This is a genomic window from Bacillus sp. FSL W8-0102, from assembly GCF_038007225.1.
Lineage (GTDB): Bacteria > Bacillota > Bacilli > Bacillales > DSM-4216 > Bacillus_O > Bacillus_O smithii.
Window position 1 is genome coordinate 123327 of the sequence record NZ_JBBOWT010000001.1, and the last position, 15817, is coordinate 139143.

At 42.8% G+C, this 15817-nt stretch carries 14 protein-coding genes and 1 other annotated feature; all 14 genes read left to right on the top strand.

Annotated features, from left to right (window positions below; all coding sequences use genetic code 11):
* The first annotated feature begins 6 nt into the window (after positions 1 to 6).
* Positions 7 to 750: a 23S rRNA (guanosine(2251)-2'-O)-methyltransferase RlmB gene (gene rlmB, locus N1I87_RS00600; protein WP_003354805.1), complete on the top strand. Its 744-nt coding sequence runs from the start codon at positions 7 to 9 to the stop codon at positions 748 to 750.
* A 1-nt stretch (position 751) separates the two neighbouring features.
* A complete protein-coding gene (locus N1I87_RS00605; protein WP_048622364.1) occupies positions 752 to 1261 on the top strand; it encodes an NYN domain-containing protein in 510 nt (169 codons plus the stop codon).
* 114 nt (positions 1262 to 1375) lie between these two features.
* The gene (gene sigH, locus N1I87_RS00610; RefSeq protein WP_341103234.1) at positions 1376 to 1984 is read left to right on the top strand and encodes an RNA polymerase sporulation sigma factor SigH; all 609 of its coding nucleotides are present in this window, start codon (positions 1376 to 1378) and stop codon (positions 1982 to 1984) included.
* Positions 1985 to 2171: 187 nt separating this feature from the next.
* The gene (locus N1I87_RS00615) at positions 2172 to 3548 is read left to right on the top strand and encodes an ISLre2 family transposase (protein WP_341100208.1); all 1377 of its coding nucleotides are present in this window, start codon (positions 2172 to 2174) and stop codon (positions 3546 to 3548) included.
* Positions 3549 to 3773: 225 nt separating this feature from the next.
* Positions 3774 to 3917 (top strand): 50S ribosomal protein L33, encoded by a 144-nt coding sequence (gene rpmG, locus N1I87_RS00620; protein WP_040341604.1) that lies wholly within the window; start codon positions 3774 to 3776, stop codon positions 3915 to 3917.
* Positions 3918 to 3950: 33 nt separating this feature from the next.
* Positions 3951 to 4133: a preprotein translocase subunit SecE gene (secE, locus tag N1I87_RS00625; protein WP_048622365.1), complete on the top strand. Its 183-nt coding sequence runs from the start codon at positions 3951 to 3953 to the stop codon at positions 4131 to 4133.
* Between the two features lie 321 nt (positions 4134 to 4454).
* The gene (gene nusG, locus N1I87_RS00630; RefSeq protein ID WP_040341608.1) at positions 4455 to 4985 is read left to right on the top strand and encodes a transcription termination/antitermination protein NusG; all 531 of its coding nucleotides are present in this window, start codon (positions 4455 to 4457) and stop codon (positions 4983 to 4985) included.
* A gap of 156 nt (positions 4986 to 5141) precedes the next feature.
* Positions 5142 to 5567, top strand: a complete 426-nt coding sequence (gene rplK / locus N1I87_RS00635) for a 50S ribosomal protein L11 (RefSeq protein ID WP_003354800.1) — start codon at positions 5142 to 5144, stop codon at positions 5565 to 5567.
* Positions 5568 to 5679: 112 nt separating this feature from the next.
* Positions 5680 to 6384 (top strand): 50S ribosomal protein L1, encoded by a 705-nt coding sequence (rplA, locus tag N1I87_RS00640; protein ID WP_270583435.1) that lies wholly within the window; start codon positions 5680 to 5682, stop codon positions 6382 to 6384.
* A 39-nt stretch (positions 6385 to 6423) separates the two neighbouring features.
* Positions 6424 to 6567, top strand: a sequence feature (ribosomal protein L10 leader region).
* Positions 6568 to 6609: 42 nt separating this feature from the next.
* On the top strand, positions 6610 to 7110 hold the full coding sequence (gene rplJ, locus N1I87_RS00645) for a 50S ribosomal protein L10 (protein ID WP_003354797.1): 501 nt from the start codon (positions 6610 to 6612) through the stop codon (positions 7108 to 7110).
* Between the two features lie 61 nt (positions 7111 to 7171).
* Positions 7172 to 7537: a 50S ribosomal protein L7/L12 gene (gene rplL, locus N1I87_RS00650; RefSeq protein WP_048622368.1), complete on the top strand. Its 366-nt coding sequence runs from the start codon at positions 7172 to 7174 to the stop codon at positions 7535 to 7537.
* Positions 7538 to 7636: 99 nt separating this feature from the next.
* A complete protein-coding gene (locus tag N1I87_RS00655) occupies positions 7637 to 8239 on the top strand; it encodes a class I SAM-dependent methyltransferase (protein WP_270583434.1) in 603 nt (200 codons plus the stop codon).
* Between the two features lie 239 nt (positions 8240 to 8478).
* Positions 8479 to 12036, top strand: a complete 3558-nt coding sequence (gene rpoB / locus N1I87_RS00660) for a DNA-directed RNA polymerase subunit beta (RefSeq protein WP_003354794.1) — start codon at positions 8479 to 8481, stop codon at positions 12034 to 12036.
* 123 nt (positions 12037 to 12159) lie between these two features.
* Positions 12160 to 15768 (top strand): DNA-directed RNA polymerase subunit beta', encoded by a 3609-nt coding sequence (rpoC, locus tag N1I87_RS00665; RefSeq protein WP_003354793.1) that lies wholly within the window; start codon positions 12160 to 12162, stop codon positions 15766 to 15768.
* Positions 15769 to 15817 lie beyond the last annotated feature (49 nt).

Consider the following 15817-nt stretch of genomic DNA (forward strand, 5'->3'; position numbering starts at 1 on the left):
GCCCCATTGGATAAGGAATTAATTGCCGGCAGGAACACTGTGTTGGAAGCCCTTCGATCCAAGCGGGAGATCAATAAAATATGGATTGCGGATGGTGCTCAAAAAGGATCTATGACGCCGATCATTAAAGAAGCAAAAAAGGCGAACATTCTCGTTCAATTTGTCCCGAAACAAAAGATTGATCAACTAGTGAACGAAAACCATCAAGGTGTTGTCGCACAAGTGGCAGCATACAAGTATGCAGATATAGATAAATTGTTTCAAGTGGCCGCTGAAAGAAAGGAAACGCCTTTTCTTTTAATTTTAGATGAAATCGAAGATCCGCATAATTTAGGCTCTATCATGAGAACGGCCGATGCTGTCGGTGTCCATGGAATTATCATTCCGAAACGAAGAGCGGTAGGGCTAACGACGGCGGTAGCGAAAGCTTCCACCGGTGCCATAGAATATATCCCTGTTGCCCGCGTTACGAACTTGGCCCGGACAGTGGACGAGCTTAAAGAGAGAGGCCTTTGGATTGCGGGGACAGATGCTCAAGGCAATGAGGATTATCGAAGTCTTGACGGAAAGCTTCCGCTTGGTTTAATTATTGGCAGTGAAGGGCGAGGAATGAGCAGGCTGCTAAAAGAAAAATGTGATTTTCTGTATCGCCTTCCGATGAGAGGCCATGTAACCTCATTAAACGCATCGGTTGCAGCCGGATTGCTCATGTATGAGATTTTTAGAAATCGTTATCCTTTAGGGGATTAAGATGAACATCCTATTAGTCGACGGCTACAATATTATCGGAGCCTGGCCGGAACTTCAGGAATTGAAGAAAAAAGATTTAGCGGCAGCAAGGGACCGTTTAATTGAAAAAATGGCAGAATATCAAGGATACAGCGGATTTAAAGTGATCGTCGTGTTTGATGCCCACTATGTAAAGGGGATTGAAAAAAGATATCAAAATTATCAAGTCGAAGTCGTCTTTACGAGAGAAAATGAATCTGCCGATGAATGGATTGAAAAAAAGGCGATTGAATTGACGAATATTCGCAATCAAGTATATGTAGCAACATCCGATTATACGGAACAATGGGCCGTTTTTGGGCAAGGGGCGCTTCGTATTTCAGCACGGGAATTGCTGATCGAGATGAAAGAAATCGAGAAAAAAATAAAAAAGAAAGTGAAGAAAACGCAAGAAGCGAAATCTGTTTCAAAAATCTTTCTTAGTGACGAAGTGGCGGAAATTTTTGAAAAATGGCGCCGTGGTCAAAAATGATTCGTTGACGTTCAAAAAATTTCTACTGTATAATATTTCTAACTATGTTTTTGCGGTCGAGGGGATGGTGTGAGCTTGAATAATCGGAGCTTAAACGGCGGGGTATTGGAAAAGATGGATGACGAAGAAATTATCGAATTGGTTCATCAAGGGAATAGTGAAGCATTGGATTTTCTGATTCACAAGTACAAAAACTTTGTAAGGGCCAAAGCTCGTTCTTATTTCCTGATTGGCGCCGATAAGGAAGATATTGTTCAGGAGGGAATGATTGGCCTTTACAAAGCCATCCGTGATTATAAAGAGGACAAGCTTACAACCTTTAAAGCTTTTGCGGAGCTTTGCATTACAAGACAAATTATAACCGCTATTAAAACAGCTACGAGGCAAAAACATATACCTTTAAATTCTTATGTATCACTTGATAAGCCGATTTATGACGAAGAATCAGACCGGACGCTTATGGACGTCATTTCGGGGACAAAAATGCTTGATCCGGAAGAGCTGTTAATCAACAGAGAAGAATTTGACAGCATCGAGGAAAAAATGAATGAGCTATTGAGCGATCTTGAAAGAAAGGTATTGGCACTGTATTTGGACGGTCAGTCTTATCAAGAGATTTCCGAAGAGCTGAACCGCCACGTCAAATCGATTGATAATGCTTTACAAAGGGTAAAAAGAAAACTTGAGCGCTATCTTGAAATAAAACAATTATCTCAAGTGTGAGTAAAATGTTTGTGGGAGAAATTCTTAGAATTCCCCGATGAGGGGGTTGGGAACGTAGGTTCGCAATCCCCCTCATCGGGGCCACCAAGCGAAGCGCGGTAGGATCCCAAGCAGGAAACATGAAAAAAGGACTCTCTCCCTGGTAAGATGATCATTGCCAAACCATCAAACAGGAGGAGAGAGTCCCATGAATATTCAACAACATCTTACCACAAATTCGTTGTCATGGAAAGAGATCGAACTTGATTTGTTTCGAGCCTTGCAAAACGCCTTCGCCGAACTGTTTACGGCTTTGTTGGAGGACATCGACCGACAATTGGCGGAAACCCGGGACAAGCGCCGGTACCACTTGAAAGACAAACGACGCATCACGATTCAAACCCTGTTTGGCGAAGTTACCTTTGAGCGGAACTACTATTTAGACCGGGAACAAAACCGTTACACGTTTTTGCTTGATTCCTTTTTAGCGTTTGATGGATCGCAGTCAATCAGCCCTTGTCTAGAAGAAACAGCGGTGGGATTGGCGGTGGAGTGCTCTTCTTATCGCAAAGCGGCTCGTACGCTTGCCCAGATGGTCGGGTATCCGGTGATGAGCCATGAGGCGATCCGCCAGTTGGTGCTCGAAGCTGAAGCTCCGCTGCACTGCCCGGTCAACCAGCGATATGGACGGGTGCTGTTTGTGGAGGCCGATGGACTGTTTGTTTCTCGCCAAGGGAAGGGAAAACGGGCCAAGGAAGACAAGATCCTAACCGTTCACGAAGGGTGGAAGCGCAACGGCTCACGGATCGAATTTGTCAATCAGCGCCATTACGTCCATGAGGGCAAGGGGGAGGTGTGGGAAGGCTTCGAGGAATTTTTGATAAATGAATATGCCTATGATCCGTGTCGGGATCTTCTTGTCATCAACGGGGACGGCGCTCCATGGATTACCGCGTGCCGGGAGTATTTCAAGGGACGGGTCTGCTTCCAATTGGATCGATTCCACGTGGCGCGTGAGTTGCGCCAATGCCTCTCGGGCCATCCACGGTGGCAGGCGATTCGGCAAAAGCTGGCGAAGCAGGATGAAGAGAAGCTGCTTGTGGAACTGAACAGCGCCCTCGGCACGCTGGGGGACGAAGCGAAAGAACAACAGCTGGCTGCCTTGATCCACCGGATCGAATCGATGCCGGGATGCATCCGTGATTACCGGGAATGGCTGAAGGAGCAAGGAGTGGACACAACGGGCATGTATCCGATGGGGAGGGCTGAAAGCGTGATGAGCCAGTTGGCGTATCGGGTGAAATACCGCCGCAGTTGGACAGACAAGGGACTTAGGGCGTTTTTCAAGGCAATGATTGCCCGGATGGATGGGATTCGTCTTTTCGGACGTCGTTTAGGAGAAGAATCGTCGCATCCGGCGGAGGAAACGGTGTCGACGGCATCCACCAAACAGACGATCGTGAACAAGGCGAAACAACGCGTCCGCCGTCTTTGGCCGGAGATCACGCGGAATAACGTGCCATATTTACAGCAATCGTCCGGGACACCGATCTATCATGCCCTGTCTGAACTCAAGGGATGGTAAAAAAAGGTATACATATCGGTCTGTCATGGCAAGGGATGAGAGTCCGAAAGCGCTTACGGATGATATTTAAAAAAATGGTTCGCTAACCTATGACTTACACCTGTTTTTTAGCGAACCAAAAAAGTTCCCACAAAATCTTGACTGACTCACGTTTGTTTGACATTTTACAATTATAGTGATATTTTTTTAACATTTCAACGTTATAATCTTATTAGGTGACCAAAAATGAGAAAAAAAGTCGTTTTAGCTTGCTCAAAATGCGGTTCAAGAAATTATTCTGTTAACGGGAGCAACTCGGCTCAGCGTTTAGAAGTGAAAAAGTTTTGCAAATATTGCAATCAACATACGATTCATAAGGAGACGAAATAATCGTAAGAGCAAGCATTATATGGAGGTTTCGACATGTCACGTATTGCCCAATTTTTCCGTAACGTCACATCTGAGATGAGAAAGGTCAGCTGGCCTAATCGGAAAGAATTAACGAACTACACCATAACAGTTATCGCGACCGTCGCGTTTTTGGCCGTTTTTTTCGCGGTCGTGGACTTGGGAATTTCTTCGATCGTTCGCTGGATATTAAAATGATGGTAAAATCTTTTTATTTCCCTTGAATATACCTTCTTCATACATGGTATAATGAAAACAAAATAGTCAAGATGCAGAAAAAGCCCGGGATATTCGGGTTTTTTCATTTGGATAAAAAGAGCGAACTGACCACATGTGTTTTCATCGAAAGTCTAAAACAATGAAAATACAGATATTTCTTTGCGGTTTTCAATCGAACGCACTAATAAGCTAATGTGGCAGGTCTGTAGAAAATGATCTTCCTGCAATGAAAGATGATCCGTGGCTGTCCACAAAGAGCTGTATAACTTGGAGGAGGGAAGGACGCTAAGTCCCTTGGAAATGGAGAAAAATTGGTATGTAGTACACACGTATTCAGGCTACGAAAATAAAGTAAAAGCAAATTTAGAAAAAAGAGTTGAATCAATGGGAATGCAAGACAAAATTTTCCGTGTGATTGTGCCGGAGGAAGAGGAAACGGATGTAAAAAACGGGAAAAAGAAAGTAGTAAAAAGAAAAGTTTTCCCCGGTTATGTACTGGTGGAGCTGGTCATGACTGACGATTCTTGGTATGTAGTACGAAATACTCCTGGTGTCACCGGTTTTGTCGGATCTTCTGGTTCTGGATCCAAGCCGACTCCTCTTTTGCCGGAAGAAGTAGAGGCCATTTTAAAACAAATGGGCATCGAGGAAAAACGCCTTGACGTTCACTTTGAAATTGGTGAAGTGGTAACGGTGAAAGAAGGTCCGTTTGCGAATTTTGCCGGAACCATTGAAGAAATTGACTATGACAAAGGAAAATTGAAAGTTCTTGTGAATATGTTTGGTCGGGAGACGCCAATTGAGCTTGATTTTGATCAAGTAGAGAAATAATTTTGTAACCAACTTGAATTTTCGCTAAAAAAATGGTACTATTTCATAAGTCAGTGTGTCTCTCGATTGGGAGGCTGATTTTGATAGATGACTGCATGAGTGGGAGGAGATTGGATTCTCCAAGTACCACATCACGGACTTAAGGAGGTGTGTCTCGTGGCTAAAAAAGTAATCAAAGTAGTTAAATTGCAAATCCCTGCAGGTAAAGCAAATCCTGCTCCGCCAGTAGGTCCTGCGCTTGGTCAAGCTGGTGTCAATATCATGGGATTCTGTAAGGAATTTAATGCTCGTACAGCAGACCAAGCAGGTTTAATCATTCCGGTTGAAATTACGGTTTTTGAGGACCGTTCATTTACATTCATCACCAAAACACCGCCTGCTGCCGTATTGCTTAAAAAAGCAGCCGGTATCGAATCCGGTTCTGGTGAGCCAAACCGCAACAAAGTAGCAACAATTAAACGCGACAAAGTACGCGAAATCGCTGAATTGAAAATGCCGGACCTTAATGCAGCCAGCGTGGAAGCAGCTATGCGAATGGTTGAAGGTACTGCACGCAGCATGGGCATTGTGATTGAAGACTAACGCTTAAGTGATTGTTGACAAGGTTGCGAAGTTGAATGTATTGGATTACTTTCACTCGCAGCCTTTATTAGTGGGAGGATTTCCGTTAATACCACATAAGGAGGATATTGAAATGGCTAAAAAAGGAAAGAAATATTTAGAAGCTCTTAAGCTTGTTGATCGTTCGAAAGCTTATTCTATTGAAGAAGCAATTGACTTAGTAAAGAAAACGAACTATGCCAAATTCGACGCTACGGTTGAAGCTGCTTTCCGTCTTGGCGTTGATCCGAAGAAAGCGGACCAACAAATTCGCGGAGCTGTTGTACTTCCAAATGGAACTGGTAAAACAGCGAAAGTTCTTGTGTTTGCGAAAGGTGAAAAAGCAAAAGAAGCGGAAGCGGCAGGCGCAGACTACGTTGGCGATACAGAATATATCAACAAAATCAGCGAAGGCTGGTTTGATTTTGACGTGATTGTGGCAACCCCGGACATGATGGGTGAAGTTGGTAAACTAGGTCGTATTTTAGGTCCTAAAGGTTTAATGCCGAACCCTAAAACCGGCACTGTTACTTTTGATGTAACGAAAGCAGTTCAAGAAATTAAAGCCGGTAAAGTAGAATACCGTGTAGATAAAGCTGGAAACATTCATGTTCCTATTGGTAAAGTTTCATTTGATAATGAAAAGCTTGTTGAAAACTTTGCAACGATCTTTGAAACTTTATTAAAAGCAAAACCAGCTGCTGCTAAAGGAACATATATGAAAAATGTTTCCGTTACTTCTACGATGGGACCTGGAATTAAAGTAGATCCAGCTTCCGTTGCTGTAAAATCAAATTGACAATTTGCGTAAGTTATAATATAATCAAACACGTTTGAAAAACGAATAACATTTGTACCGTAGACAGCAGGTGCTTTCTTTGAAGCTTAATTTCCTGCCGAGGTAAGATTGGATAGATGTATGTCCTTTTGACATTGTCTTCTTTGCCTCCGTGTCTACGCATGGAGGTTTTTTATTGGCTCGCGCGGTATAAATGTTCATCTGCCATATATAGGAGGTGTAAAGATGAGCACTGCAATCGAAAAAAAGAAACAAATTGTGGAAGAAATTACGGAAAAATTTAAAAACAGCGTTTCGACCGTTGTGGTAGATTACCGTGGATTAAACGTTGCGGAAATTACAGAACTTCGTAAACAACTTCGTGAAGCAGGTGTGGAATTTAAAGTATATAAAAATACTTTAACACGCCGTGCTGCTGAAGCGGCTGAATTGGCGGAAATCAACGATGTGTTGACAGGTCCGAACGCCATCGCTTTCAGCAACGATGATGTTGTAGCTCCGGCTAAAATTTTAAACAACTTCGCTAAAGAAAACGAAGCGCTTGAAATTAAAGTTGGGGTCATCGAAGGAAAAGTTGTTTCCGTAGAAGAAATCAAAGCGTTGGCTGAACTTCCGTCTCGCGAAGGTCTGCTTTCAATGCTGCTTAGCGTGCTTCAAGCACCAATCCGCAACTTTGCTCTTGCGGCTAAAGCTGTGGCTGAACAAAAAGAAGAACAAGGCGCATAATCCTTATTGCTATGATTATATGACTGCATTGTGATAAAATAATTTAAGGAGGAAAATAAAGATGACGAAAGAACAAATCATCGACGCTATCAAAGAAATGAGCGTTCTTGAATTAAACGACTTAGTAAAAGCTATTGAAGAAGAATTTGGCGTAACGGCTGCTGCTCCTGTGGCTATCGCTGGTGCTGCTGCTGGTGGCGCTGACGCTGCTGAAAAAACAGAATTCGATGTAATTCTGACTGATGCAGGTTCACAAAAAATCAAAGTTATTAAAGTGGTTCGTGAAATCACAGGTCTTGGACTTAAAGAAGCAAAAGAACTTGTTGACAATACTCCAAAACCAATTAAAGAAGGCGCTTCTAAAGAAGAAGCTGAAGAAATCAAAGCGAAACTTGAAGAAGTTGGAGCTGGCGTTGAAGTTAAGTAATTACAATTTTATGAAAAAGCTCGCTGAATCAGCGGGCTTTTTTGCACTTTTTCTTCTTAAACCAATTCTTCGCAATCACTCCTTTGGAGGGGATACAATTTGGCAGATCATTATTTTTCGCGTTCCCCCGAAATCAAAAGCAACCCGATTTACTGGGATTATCAATTAAAAAATCACTCCTTTCATTTTAAAAGCGATGCCGGAGTTTTTTCTAAAAAGGAAGTCGATTTTGGTTCGCGTTTACTAATCGAAAGTTTTCGAGCGCCTCGTTTAGAAGGTCCGGTACTCGACGTCGGATGCGGCTACGGTCCTATCGGGTTGGCGGTTGCTGCTTATTGTCCCGAAAGAACGGTGCATATGGTCGATATCAATTTGCGCGCTTTGTCGCTCGCGAAGGAAAACGCAGATATGAATGGCATTGAAAATGTACAGATTTATGAAAGCGATGGTTTGGATAACGTAAAAGAGTACGGCTTTGCTGCTATACTGACCAATCCCCCGATAAGAGCGGGCAAGGCGATTGTCCATAAAATTTTTTCGCAAAGCTATGATAAACTTCAACCCGGAGGAGAGTTTTGGGCGGTGATCCAAAAAAAACAAGGCGCCCCATCAGCAATGAGAAAACTGGAGGAACTGTTTCAATCCGTTTCCGTTGAAGAGAAAAAGAAAGGTTATTACGTTTTAAAAGCAGAAAAACATTGACGACAAATAATGGTTGTGTTAATATTATAAAATGCCAATATATTATCCAAGTCTTAATTGAAAAAATAAGCTGATGGTTAAATTTTGGGTATTATGGAAAAGATAATATAATAACTAGTTCATGTGAATTTGAGGTTTTCTAAGAAAAAACCTTTTTCTTTTTGCCTTAGTTGTTAGGGGCTATCCCCGACATAAAAGGATAGATGCAACTAAAACGCTTGATTTGAGGGGTGAATCAGTTGACAGGTCAACTAGTTCAATACGGACGACACCGCCAACGCAGAAGTTATGCACGTATCAGTGAAATTTTAGAATTGCCGAATCTTATTGAAATTCAAACATCCTCTTATCAATGGTTTCTTGATGAGGGACTAAGAGAAATGTTCCAGGATATTTCGCCGATCGAGGATTTCACTGGAAACTTATCTTTGGAATTTATCGACTATAGTCTCGGTGAACCAAAGTATTCGGTGGAAGAAGCGAAACAGCGAGATGCAACTTACTCTGCTCCTCTTCGAGTAAAGGTGCGTTTAGTCAATAAAGAAACAGGCGAAGTGAAAGATCAAGAAGTATTCATGGGTGACTTCCCGCTTATGACGGAAACGGGAACGTTTATCATTAACGGTGCTGAACGGGTCATTGTTTCCCAATTGGTCCGCTCGCCAAGCGTTTACTTCAACGGTAAAATGGACAAAAACGGAAAACAGGGATTTACAGCAACTGTTATACCGAACCGCGGAGCTTGGCTTGAATACGAAACAGATGCCAAAGATATCGTATATGTACGTATTGATCGGACAAGAAAACTGCCTGTTACGGTTCTTCTACGGGCTCTTGGTTTTGGCTCTGATCAAGAAATCATCGAGTTGCTTGGTGACAACGAATATCTTCGAAATACATTAGAAAAAGATAATACAGACAATACGGAAAAAGCTCTTATTGAAATATATGAACGCCTGCGTCCGGGCGAACCGCCGACGGTTGAAAACGCTAGAAACTTATTAATTTCCCGCTTTTTCGATCCGAAACGGTATGATTTGGCCAATGTAGGACGCTATAAAATTAACAAAAAACTTCATATTAAAAACCGCATTTTCGGTCAACGTCTGGCAGAAACACTTGTTGATCCTGAGACGGGAGAAATTATTGCCGAAGAAGGAACCGTTTTAGATCGCCGGACTTTAGACAAAATTTTGCCTAACATCGAAAATGGTATTGGTTTTAAAACCTATCGCCAAACGGGCGGTGTCTTGGAAGACGATATCGTGGTCCAATCCATAAAAGTTTATGCCCCCAACAGTGATGAAGACAAAGTAATCAACATTATCAGCAATGCGGTGCCGGATGAGAATGTAAAACACATCACTCCAGCTGATATCATTGCATCTATTAGTTATTTCTTTAATTTGCTGTATGGTGTGGGACATACTGATGATATTGACCATTTAGGAAACCGTCGCTTGCGTTCGGTAGGTGAATTGCTGCAAAATCAATTCCGCATTGGTTTATCGAGAATGGAACGTGTTGTTCGTGAAAGAATGTCCATTCAAGATACCAATACGATTACGCCTCAGCAATTAATTAACATTCGACCAGTCATCGCGTCGATCAAAGAATTTTTCGGAAGTTCTCAGTTGTCTCAATTTATGGATCAAACCAACCCTCTTGCAGAATTAACACATAAACGTCGTTTATCAGCATTGGGACCAGGTGGATTGACGAGGGAACGTGCGGGCTTTGAAGTACGGGATGTTCACTATTCCCACTATGGTCGTATGTGTCCAATTGAAACCCCTGAAGGTCCGAATATCGGGTTGATTAACTCTCTTTCTACTTACGCAAAAGTCAATCGTTTCGGTTTTATTGAAACTCCGTATCGCCGCGTAGATCCGGAAACCGGAAGAGTGACTGACCAAATTGATTATTTAACGGCTGATGAAGAAGATAATTATGTCGTTGCACAGGCAAATGCCCGTTTAGATGAAAATGGAGCGTTTGTTGATGATGAAGTCGTTGCGCGTATCCGAGGCGAAAACACGGTCGTCAAGAAAGAACGTGTTGATTACATGGATGTTTCGCCAAAACAAGTTGTGTCTGCGGCAACGGCATGTATCCCGTTCCTTGAAAACGACGACTCCAACCGTGCTTTAATGGGAGCCAACATGCAGCGTCAAGCAGTACCGCTCATTCAGCCTGAAGCACCAATTGTTGGAACAGGAATGGAACATGTTTCAGCAAGAGACTCAGGGGCTGCTGTTATCTGTAAGCATGACGGTATTGTTGAACACGTAGAGGCAAGAGAAATTTGGGTTCGTCGTGTATCAGAAGTGGATGGCCAAGAAGTAAAAGGCGACTTGGATAAATACCGTCTTCTGAAATTTGTTCGTTCTAACCAAGGTATGTGCTACAACCAACGTCCTATTGTCCAAGTCGGAGATCGAGTGAAAAAAGGTGAAATTTTAGCTGACGGTCCGTCCATGGATAAAGGTGAATTAGCGTTAGGTCGTAATGTTTTGGTCGGATTTATGACTTGGGAAGGTTATAACTATGAAGACGCTATTATCATGAGTGAACGCCTCGTAAAAGATGATGTTTATACATCAATCCACATCGAGGAATATGAATCCGAGTCACGCGATACAAAACTTGGACCGGAAGAAATCACCCGCGATATTCCGAACGTTGGGGAAGATGCGCTGAAAAATCTAGATGAACGTGGAATTATCCGCATTGGCGCTGAAGTAAAAGACGGTGACCTTCTAGTAGGAAAAGTAACTCCTAAAGGCGTTACAGAATTAACGGCTGAAGAACGTTTGCTGCACGCCATTTTTGGTGAAAAAGCCCGCGAAGTCCGAGATACTTCTTTAAGAGTGCCTCATGGCGGCGGCGGAATTGTCTTGGATGTAAAAGTCTTTAACCGTGAAGATGGAGACGAACTACCACCTGGCGTCAATCAGTTGGTTCGTGTTTATATCGTTCAAAAACGGAAAATCCATGAAGGAGACAAAATGGCTGGACGCCATGGTAACAAAGGGGTTATCTCACGCATTTTGCCTGAGGAAGATATGCCGTTTTTACCGGACGGAACCCCTCTCGATATCATGCTTAACCCATTAGGGGTGCCATCACGGATGAACATCGGGCAAGTGTTGGAACTCCATTTGGGTATGGCTGCCCGTAAGCTGGGAATCCATGTTGCAACTCCTGTATTTGATGGTGCCCGTGAAGATGACGTATGGGAAACGATCGAAGAAGCAGGAATGCCTAGAGATGGCAAAACCATTCTTTACGATGGCCGGACTGGGGAACCGTTCGATAACCGTGTATCAGTTGGTATCATGTATATGATCAAACTGGCTCACATGGTCGATGATAAACTGCACGCTCGTTCAACAGGACCATACTCACTCGTCACCCAACAACCACTTGGTGGGAAAGCACAGTTTGGTGGACAACGCTTTGGAGAAATGGAAGTGTGGGCGCTGGAAGCATATGGTGCAGCTTATACGCTACAAGAAATCCTCACGGTGAAATCCGACGATGTAGTCGGCCGTGTAAAAACATACGAAGCTATTGTTAAAGGAGAAAATGTTCCTGAACCGGGAGTTCCTGAATCTTTCAAAGTATTGATCAAAGAACTTCAAAGTTTAGGTTTAGATGTCAAAATTCTTTCAGGTGATGAAAAAGAAATTGAAATGAAAGAGCTGGAAGATGAAGACGATATTCAGCAAGTTGACTCTTTAAACATTGTGACGGAAGGCAATGAAGAATCGGAAAAAGTCGGCACTAAAGAATGATGCTCGGTCGTTCTATAGACTCAGAAAAGATTTTTGGCAGATAGGTCGTTCCTCCCGGATGACAAAATAGGGAGGAACGATTTAAAACTTGCAAAGCTCTATATAAAAAGGGAGGTAGGCCCCTTGCTAGATGTAAATAATTTCGAGTATATGAAAATCGGTCTAGCGTCTCCGGATAAAATCCGGTCTTGGTCTTACGGTGAAGTAAAAAAACCCGAAACGATTAACTATCGAACTCTCAAGCCAGAAAAAGACGGCTTATTCTGTGAACGTATTTTCGGTCCAACAAAAGACTGGGAATGCCATTGCGGAAAATATAAAAGAGTGAGATATAAAGGTGTTGTATGTGATCGTTGCGGTGTGGAAGTCACCAAATCGAAAGTTCGTCGGGAAAGAATGGGCCATATTGAATTGGCTGCGCCAGTGTCCCACATTTGGTATTTCAAAGGAATTCCAAGCCGCATGGGACTTGTCTTGGACATGTCGCCTAGAGCCCTAGAAGAAGTTATTTATTTTGCTTCTTACGTTGTGACGGATCCTGGGGAAACAACATTAGAGAAAAAACAACTCCTCTCTGAAAAAGAATACCGTACGTATAGAGAAAAATACGGAAATAAATTCCAAGCATCAATGGGTGCAGAAGCTATTAAAAAGCTTTTACAAGACATCGACTTGGATAAAGAAGTAGAGACATTAAAAGAAGAATTAAAAACAGCTCAAGGGCAAAGAAGAACACGTGCTATTAAACGATTGGAAGTATTGGAAGCTTTCCGTAATTCCGGCAATAAACCGGAATGGATGGTTTTAGATGTTCTTCCGGTTATTCCTCCTGAACTGCGCCCAATGGTTCAACTTGACGGAGGACGTTTTGCTACTTCGGACTTAAATGATCTGTACCGGCGGGTTATCAACAGAAACAATCGGTTAAAACGTCTTTTAGATTTAGGTGCTCCAAATATTATTGTCCAAAATGAAAAGAGAATGCTGCAAGAAGCAGTCGATGCTCTTATCGATAACGGACGTCGCGGTCGACCTGTAACTGGACCTGGAAATCGCCCGCTCAAATCTCTTTCTCATATGCTGAAAGGGAAACAAGGTCGTTTCCGTCAAAACTTGCTAGGAAAACGTGTTGACTATTCTGGCCGTTCTGTTATTGTTGTAGGTCCGAACTTAAAAATGTATCAATGCGGACTGCCGAAAGAAATGGCGCTTGAACTCTTTAAGCCTTTTGTAATGAAAGAGCTTGTTGAAAAAGGATTAGCGCACAACATTAAAAGCGCTAAAAGAAAAATTGAACGAGTTCAACCAGAAGTATGGGATGTACTAGAAGAAGTCATTAAAGAACATCCTGTATTGCTGAACCGTGCCCCAACGCTTCACCGTTTAGGAATTCAAGCGTTTGAACCAACATTGGTAGAAGGTCGCGCCATTCGTCTTCATCCGCTTGTTTGTACAGCTTATAATGCGGACTTCGATGGAGACCAAATGGCTGTTCACGTTCCGTTGTCTGCGGAAGCACAAGCAGAAGCTCGGATGTTGATGTTGGCCGCTCAAAACATCTTGAACCCTAAAGATGGTAAACCAGTCGTAACGCCATCTCAGGATATGGTGCTTGGTAACTATTATTTAACGCTTGAACGGGAAAATGCAGTCGGAGAAGGAATGGTCTTCAAAGATGCGAACGAAGCTTTGATCGCTTATCAAAATGGCTATGTCCATTTGCACTCTCGTATTGCGGTTCATGCCGGTTCGCTTCATAACCAAACCTTTACAGAAAAACAAAATAAACAATTATTGATTACGACTGTTGGAAAACTTATTTTCAACGAAATTTTGCCAAACACATTCCCATACATTAATGAGCCAACAAAAGAAAATTTGGAAGGTAAAACACCTGAAAAATATTTTGTTGATCCAACGGTGGATGTGAAAGAACATATTAAAAAACAACCGCTTATCCAACCGTTTAAGAAAAAAATCTTGGGAAGCATCATTGCGGAAGTGTTTAAACGTTTCAAAATTACGGAAACTTCGAAGATGCTTGACCGGATGAAAGACCTCGGTTTCAAATATTCTACAAAAGCAGGAATTACGATCGGTATTGCCGATATCGTCGTATTGGCTGAAAAACCGCAAATTTTGCAAGAAGCTCAAGCTAAGGTCGATACGGTCATGAAACAATTCAAACGAGGTCTTATTACAGAAGATGAACGTTATGATCGGGTTATTTCCATATGGAGTGCTGCCAAAGATCAAATCCAAGGCAGACTGATGGAACACTTAGATAGAACAAACCCAATCTTCATGATGAGTGATTCCGGTGCCCGTGGTAATGCTTCGAACTTTACGCAGTTAGCTGGTATGCGCGGTTTAATGGCAAACCCGGCTGGCCGGATTATTGAATTGCCGATTAAATCCAGCTTCCGTGAAGGTTTAACCGTACTCGAATACTTCATTTCCACTCACGGTGCTCGTAAAGGTCTTGCTGATACGGCGTTGAAAACTGCCGACTCTGGTTATTTAACACGACGTTTGGTCGACGTAGCGCAAGATGTCATTGTCCGTGAAGAGGATTGCGGAACGGATCGTGGTTTGTTAATTTCTTCGATCAAAGATGGTACAGAAGTAATCGAGCCTTTAGAAGAACGTCTTGTTGGCCGCTACTCCAGAAAAACGGTCAAACATCCGGAAACAGGAGAAATTCTTGTTCGCGAAAACGAATTGATTACAGAAGATACAGCAAGAGCTATTGTAGATGCTGGAATTGAACAAGTTTGGATTCGTTCTGCCTTCACTTGCAACACACGCCATGGCGTATGTAAAAAATGTTACGGAAGCAACTTGGCGACTGGACAGGAAGTGGAAGTCGGCGAAGCTGTCGGTATTATTGCTGCTCAATCCATCGGGGAACCTGGTACGCAATTAACAATGCGTACATTCCATACAGGTGGTGTAGCAGGAGACGACATCACGCAAGGTTTGCCACGTGTCCAAGAGTTGTTTGAAGCCCGTAATCCGAAAGGGCAAGCGGTTATTTCTGAAATTGACGGTGTCGTTACAGCGATTAACGAAGGTCGAGATCGTCAATACGAAATAGTGGTTCAAGGCGAAGTTGAAACTCGGACTTATACAGCTCCTTACACCGCAAGATTAAAAGTAAGTGTGAATGATAAAGTAGAACGTGGACAGGAAATCACGGAAGGATCCATCGATCCGAAAGAATTGCTCAAAGTTCGCGATGTGTCTGCGGTTCAAGAATATCTGTTGAAAGAAGTTCAAAAAGTTTATCGTATGCAAGGGGTTGAAATCGGCGATAAACACATTGAAGTTATGGTAAGACAAATGCTTCGGAAAGTACGTGTCATTGATGCCGGTGATACTGATGTACTTCCAGGTTCATTACTGGATATACATCAATTTAAAGAAGCAAACCGAAAAGTATTATTGGAAGGTAAGACCCCTGCAACCGGTCGTCCGGTGCTGTTAGGAATCACAAAAGCATCTTTGGAAACAGAATCTTTCTTATCCGCAGCTTCGTTCCAAGAAACAACTCGCGTGTTGACAGATGCTGCCATCAAGGGCAAACGGGACGAATTGCTTGGATTGAAAGAAAATGTCATCATTGGTAAGCTTGTTCCAGCAGGTACGGGAATGCAGCGTTATCGCAAATCAGAACCGGTTGTTACAAAAAAAGCTAAAGAAAAAGAGGAACAGCCTGTAGCACAAGATTAATCACCTATCCGGCGCCGGTCTTCACCGGTGCCGGATGAAAATTTTCATT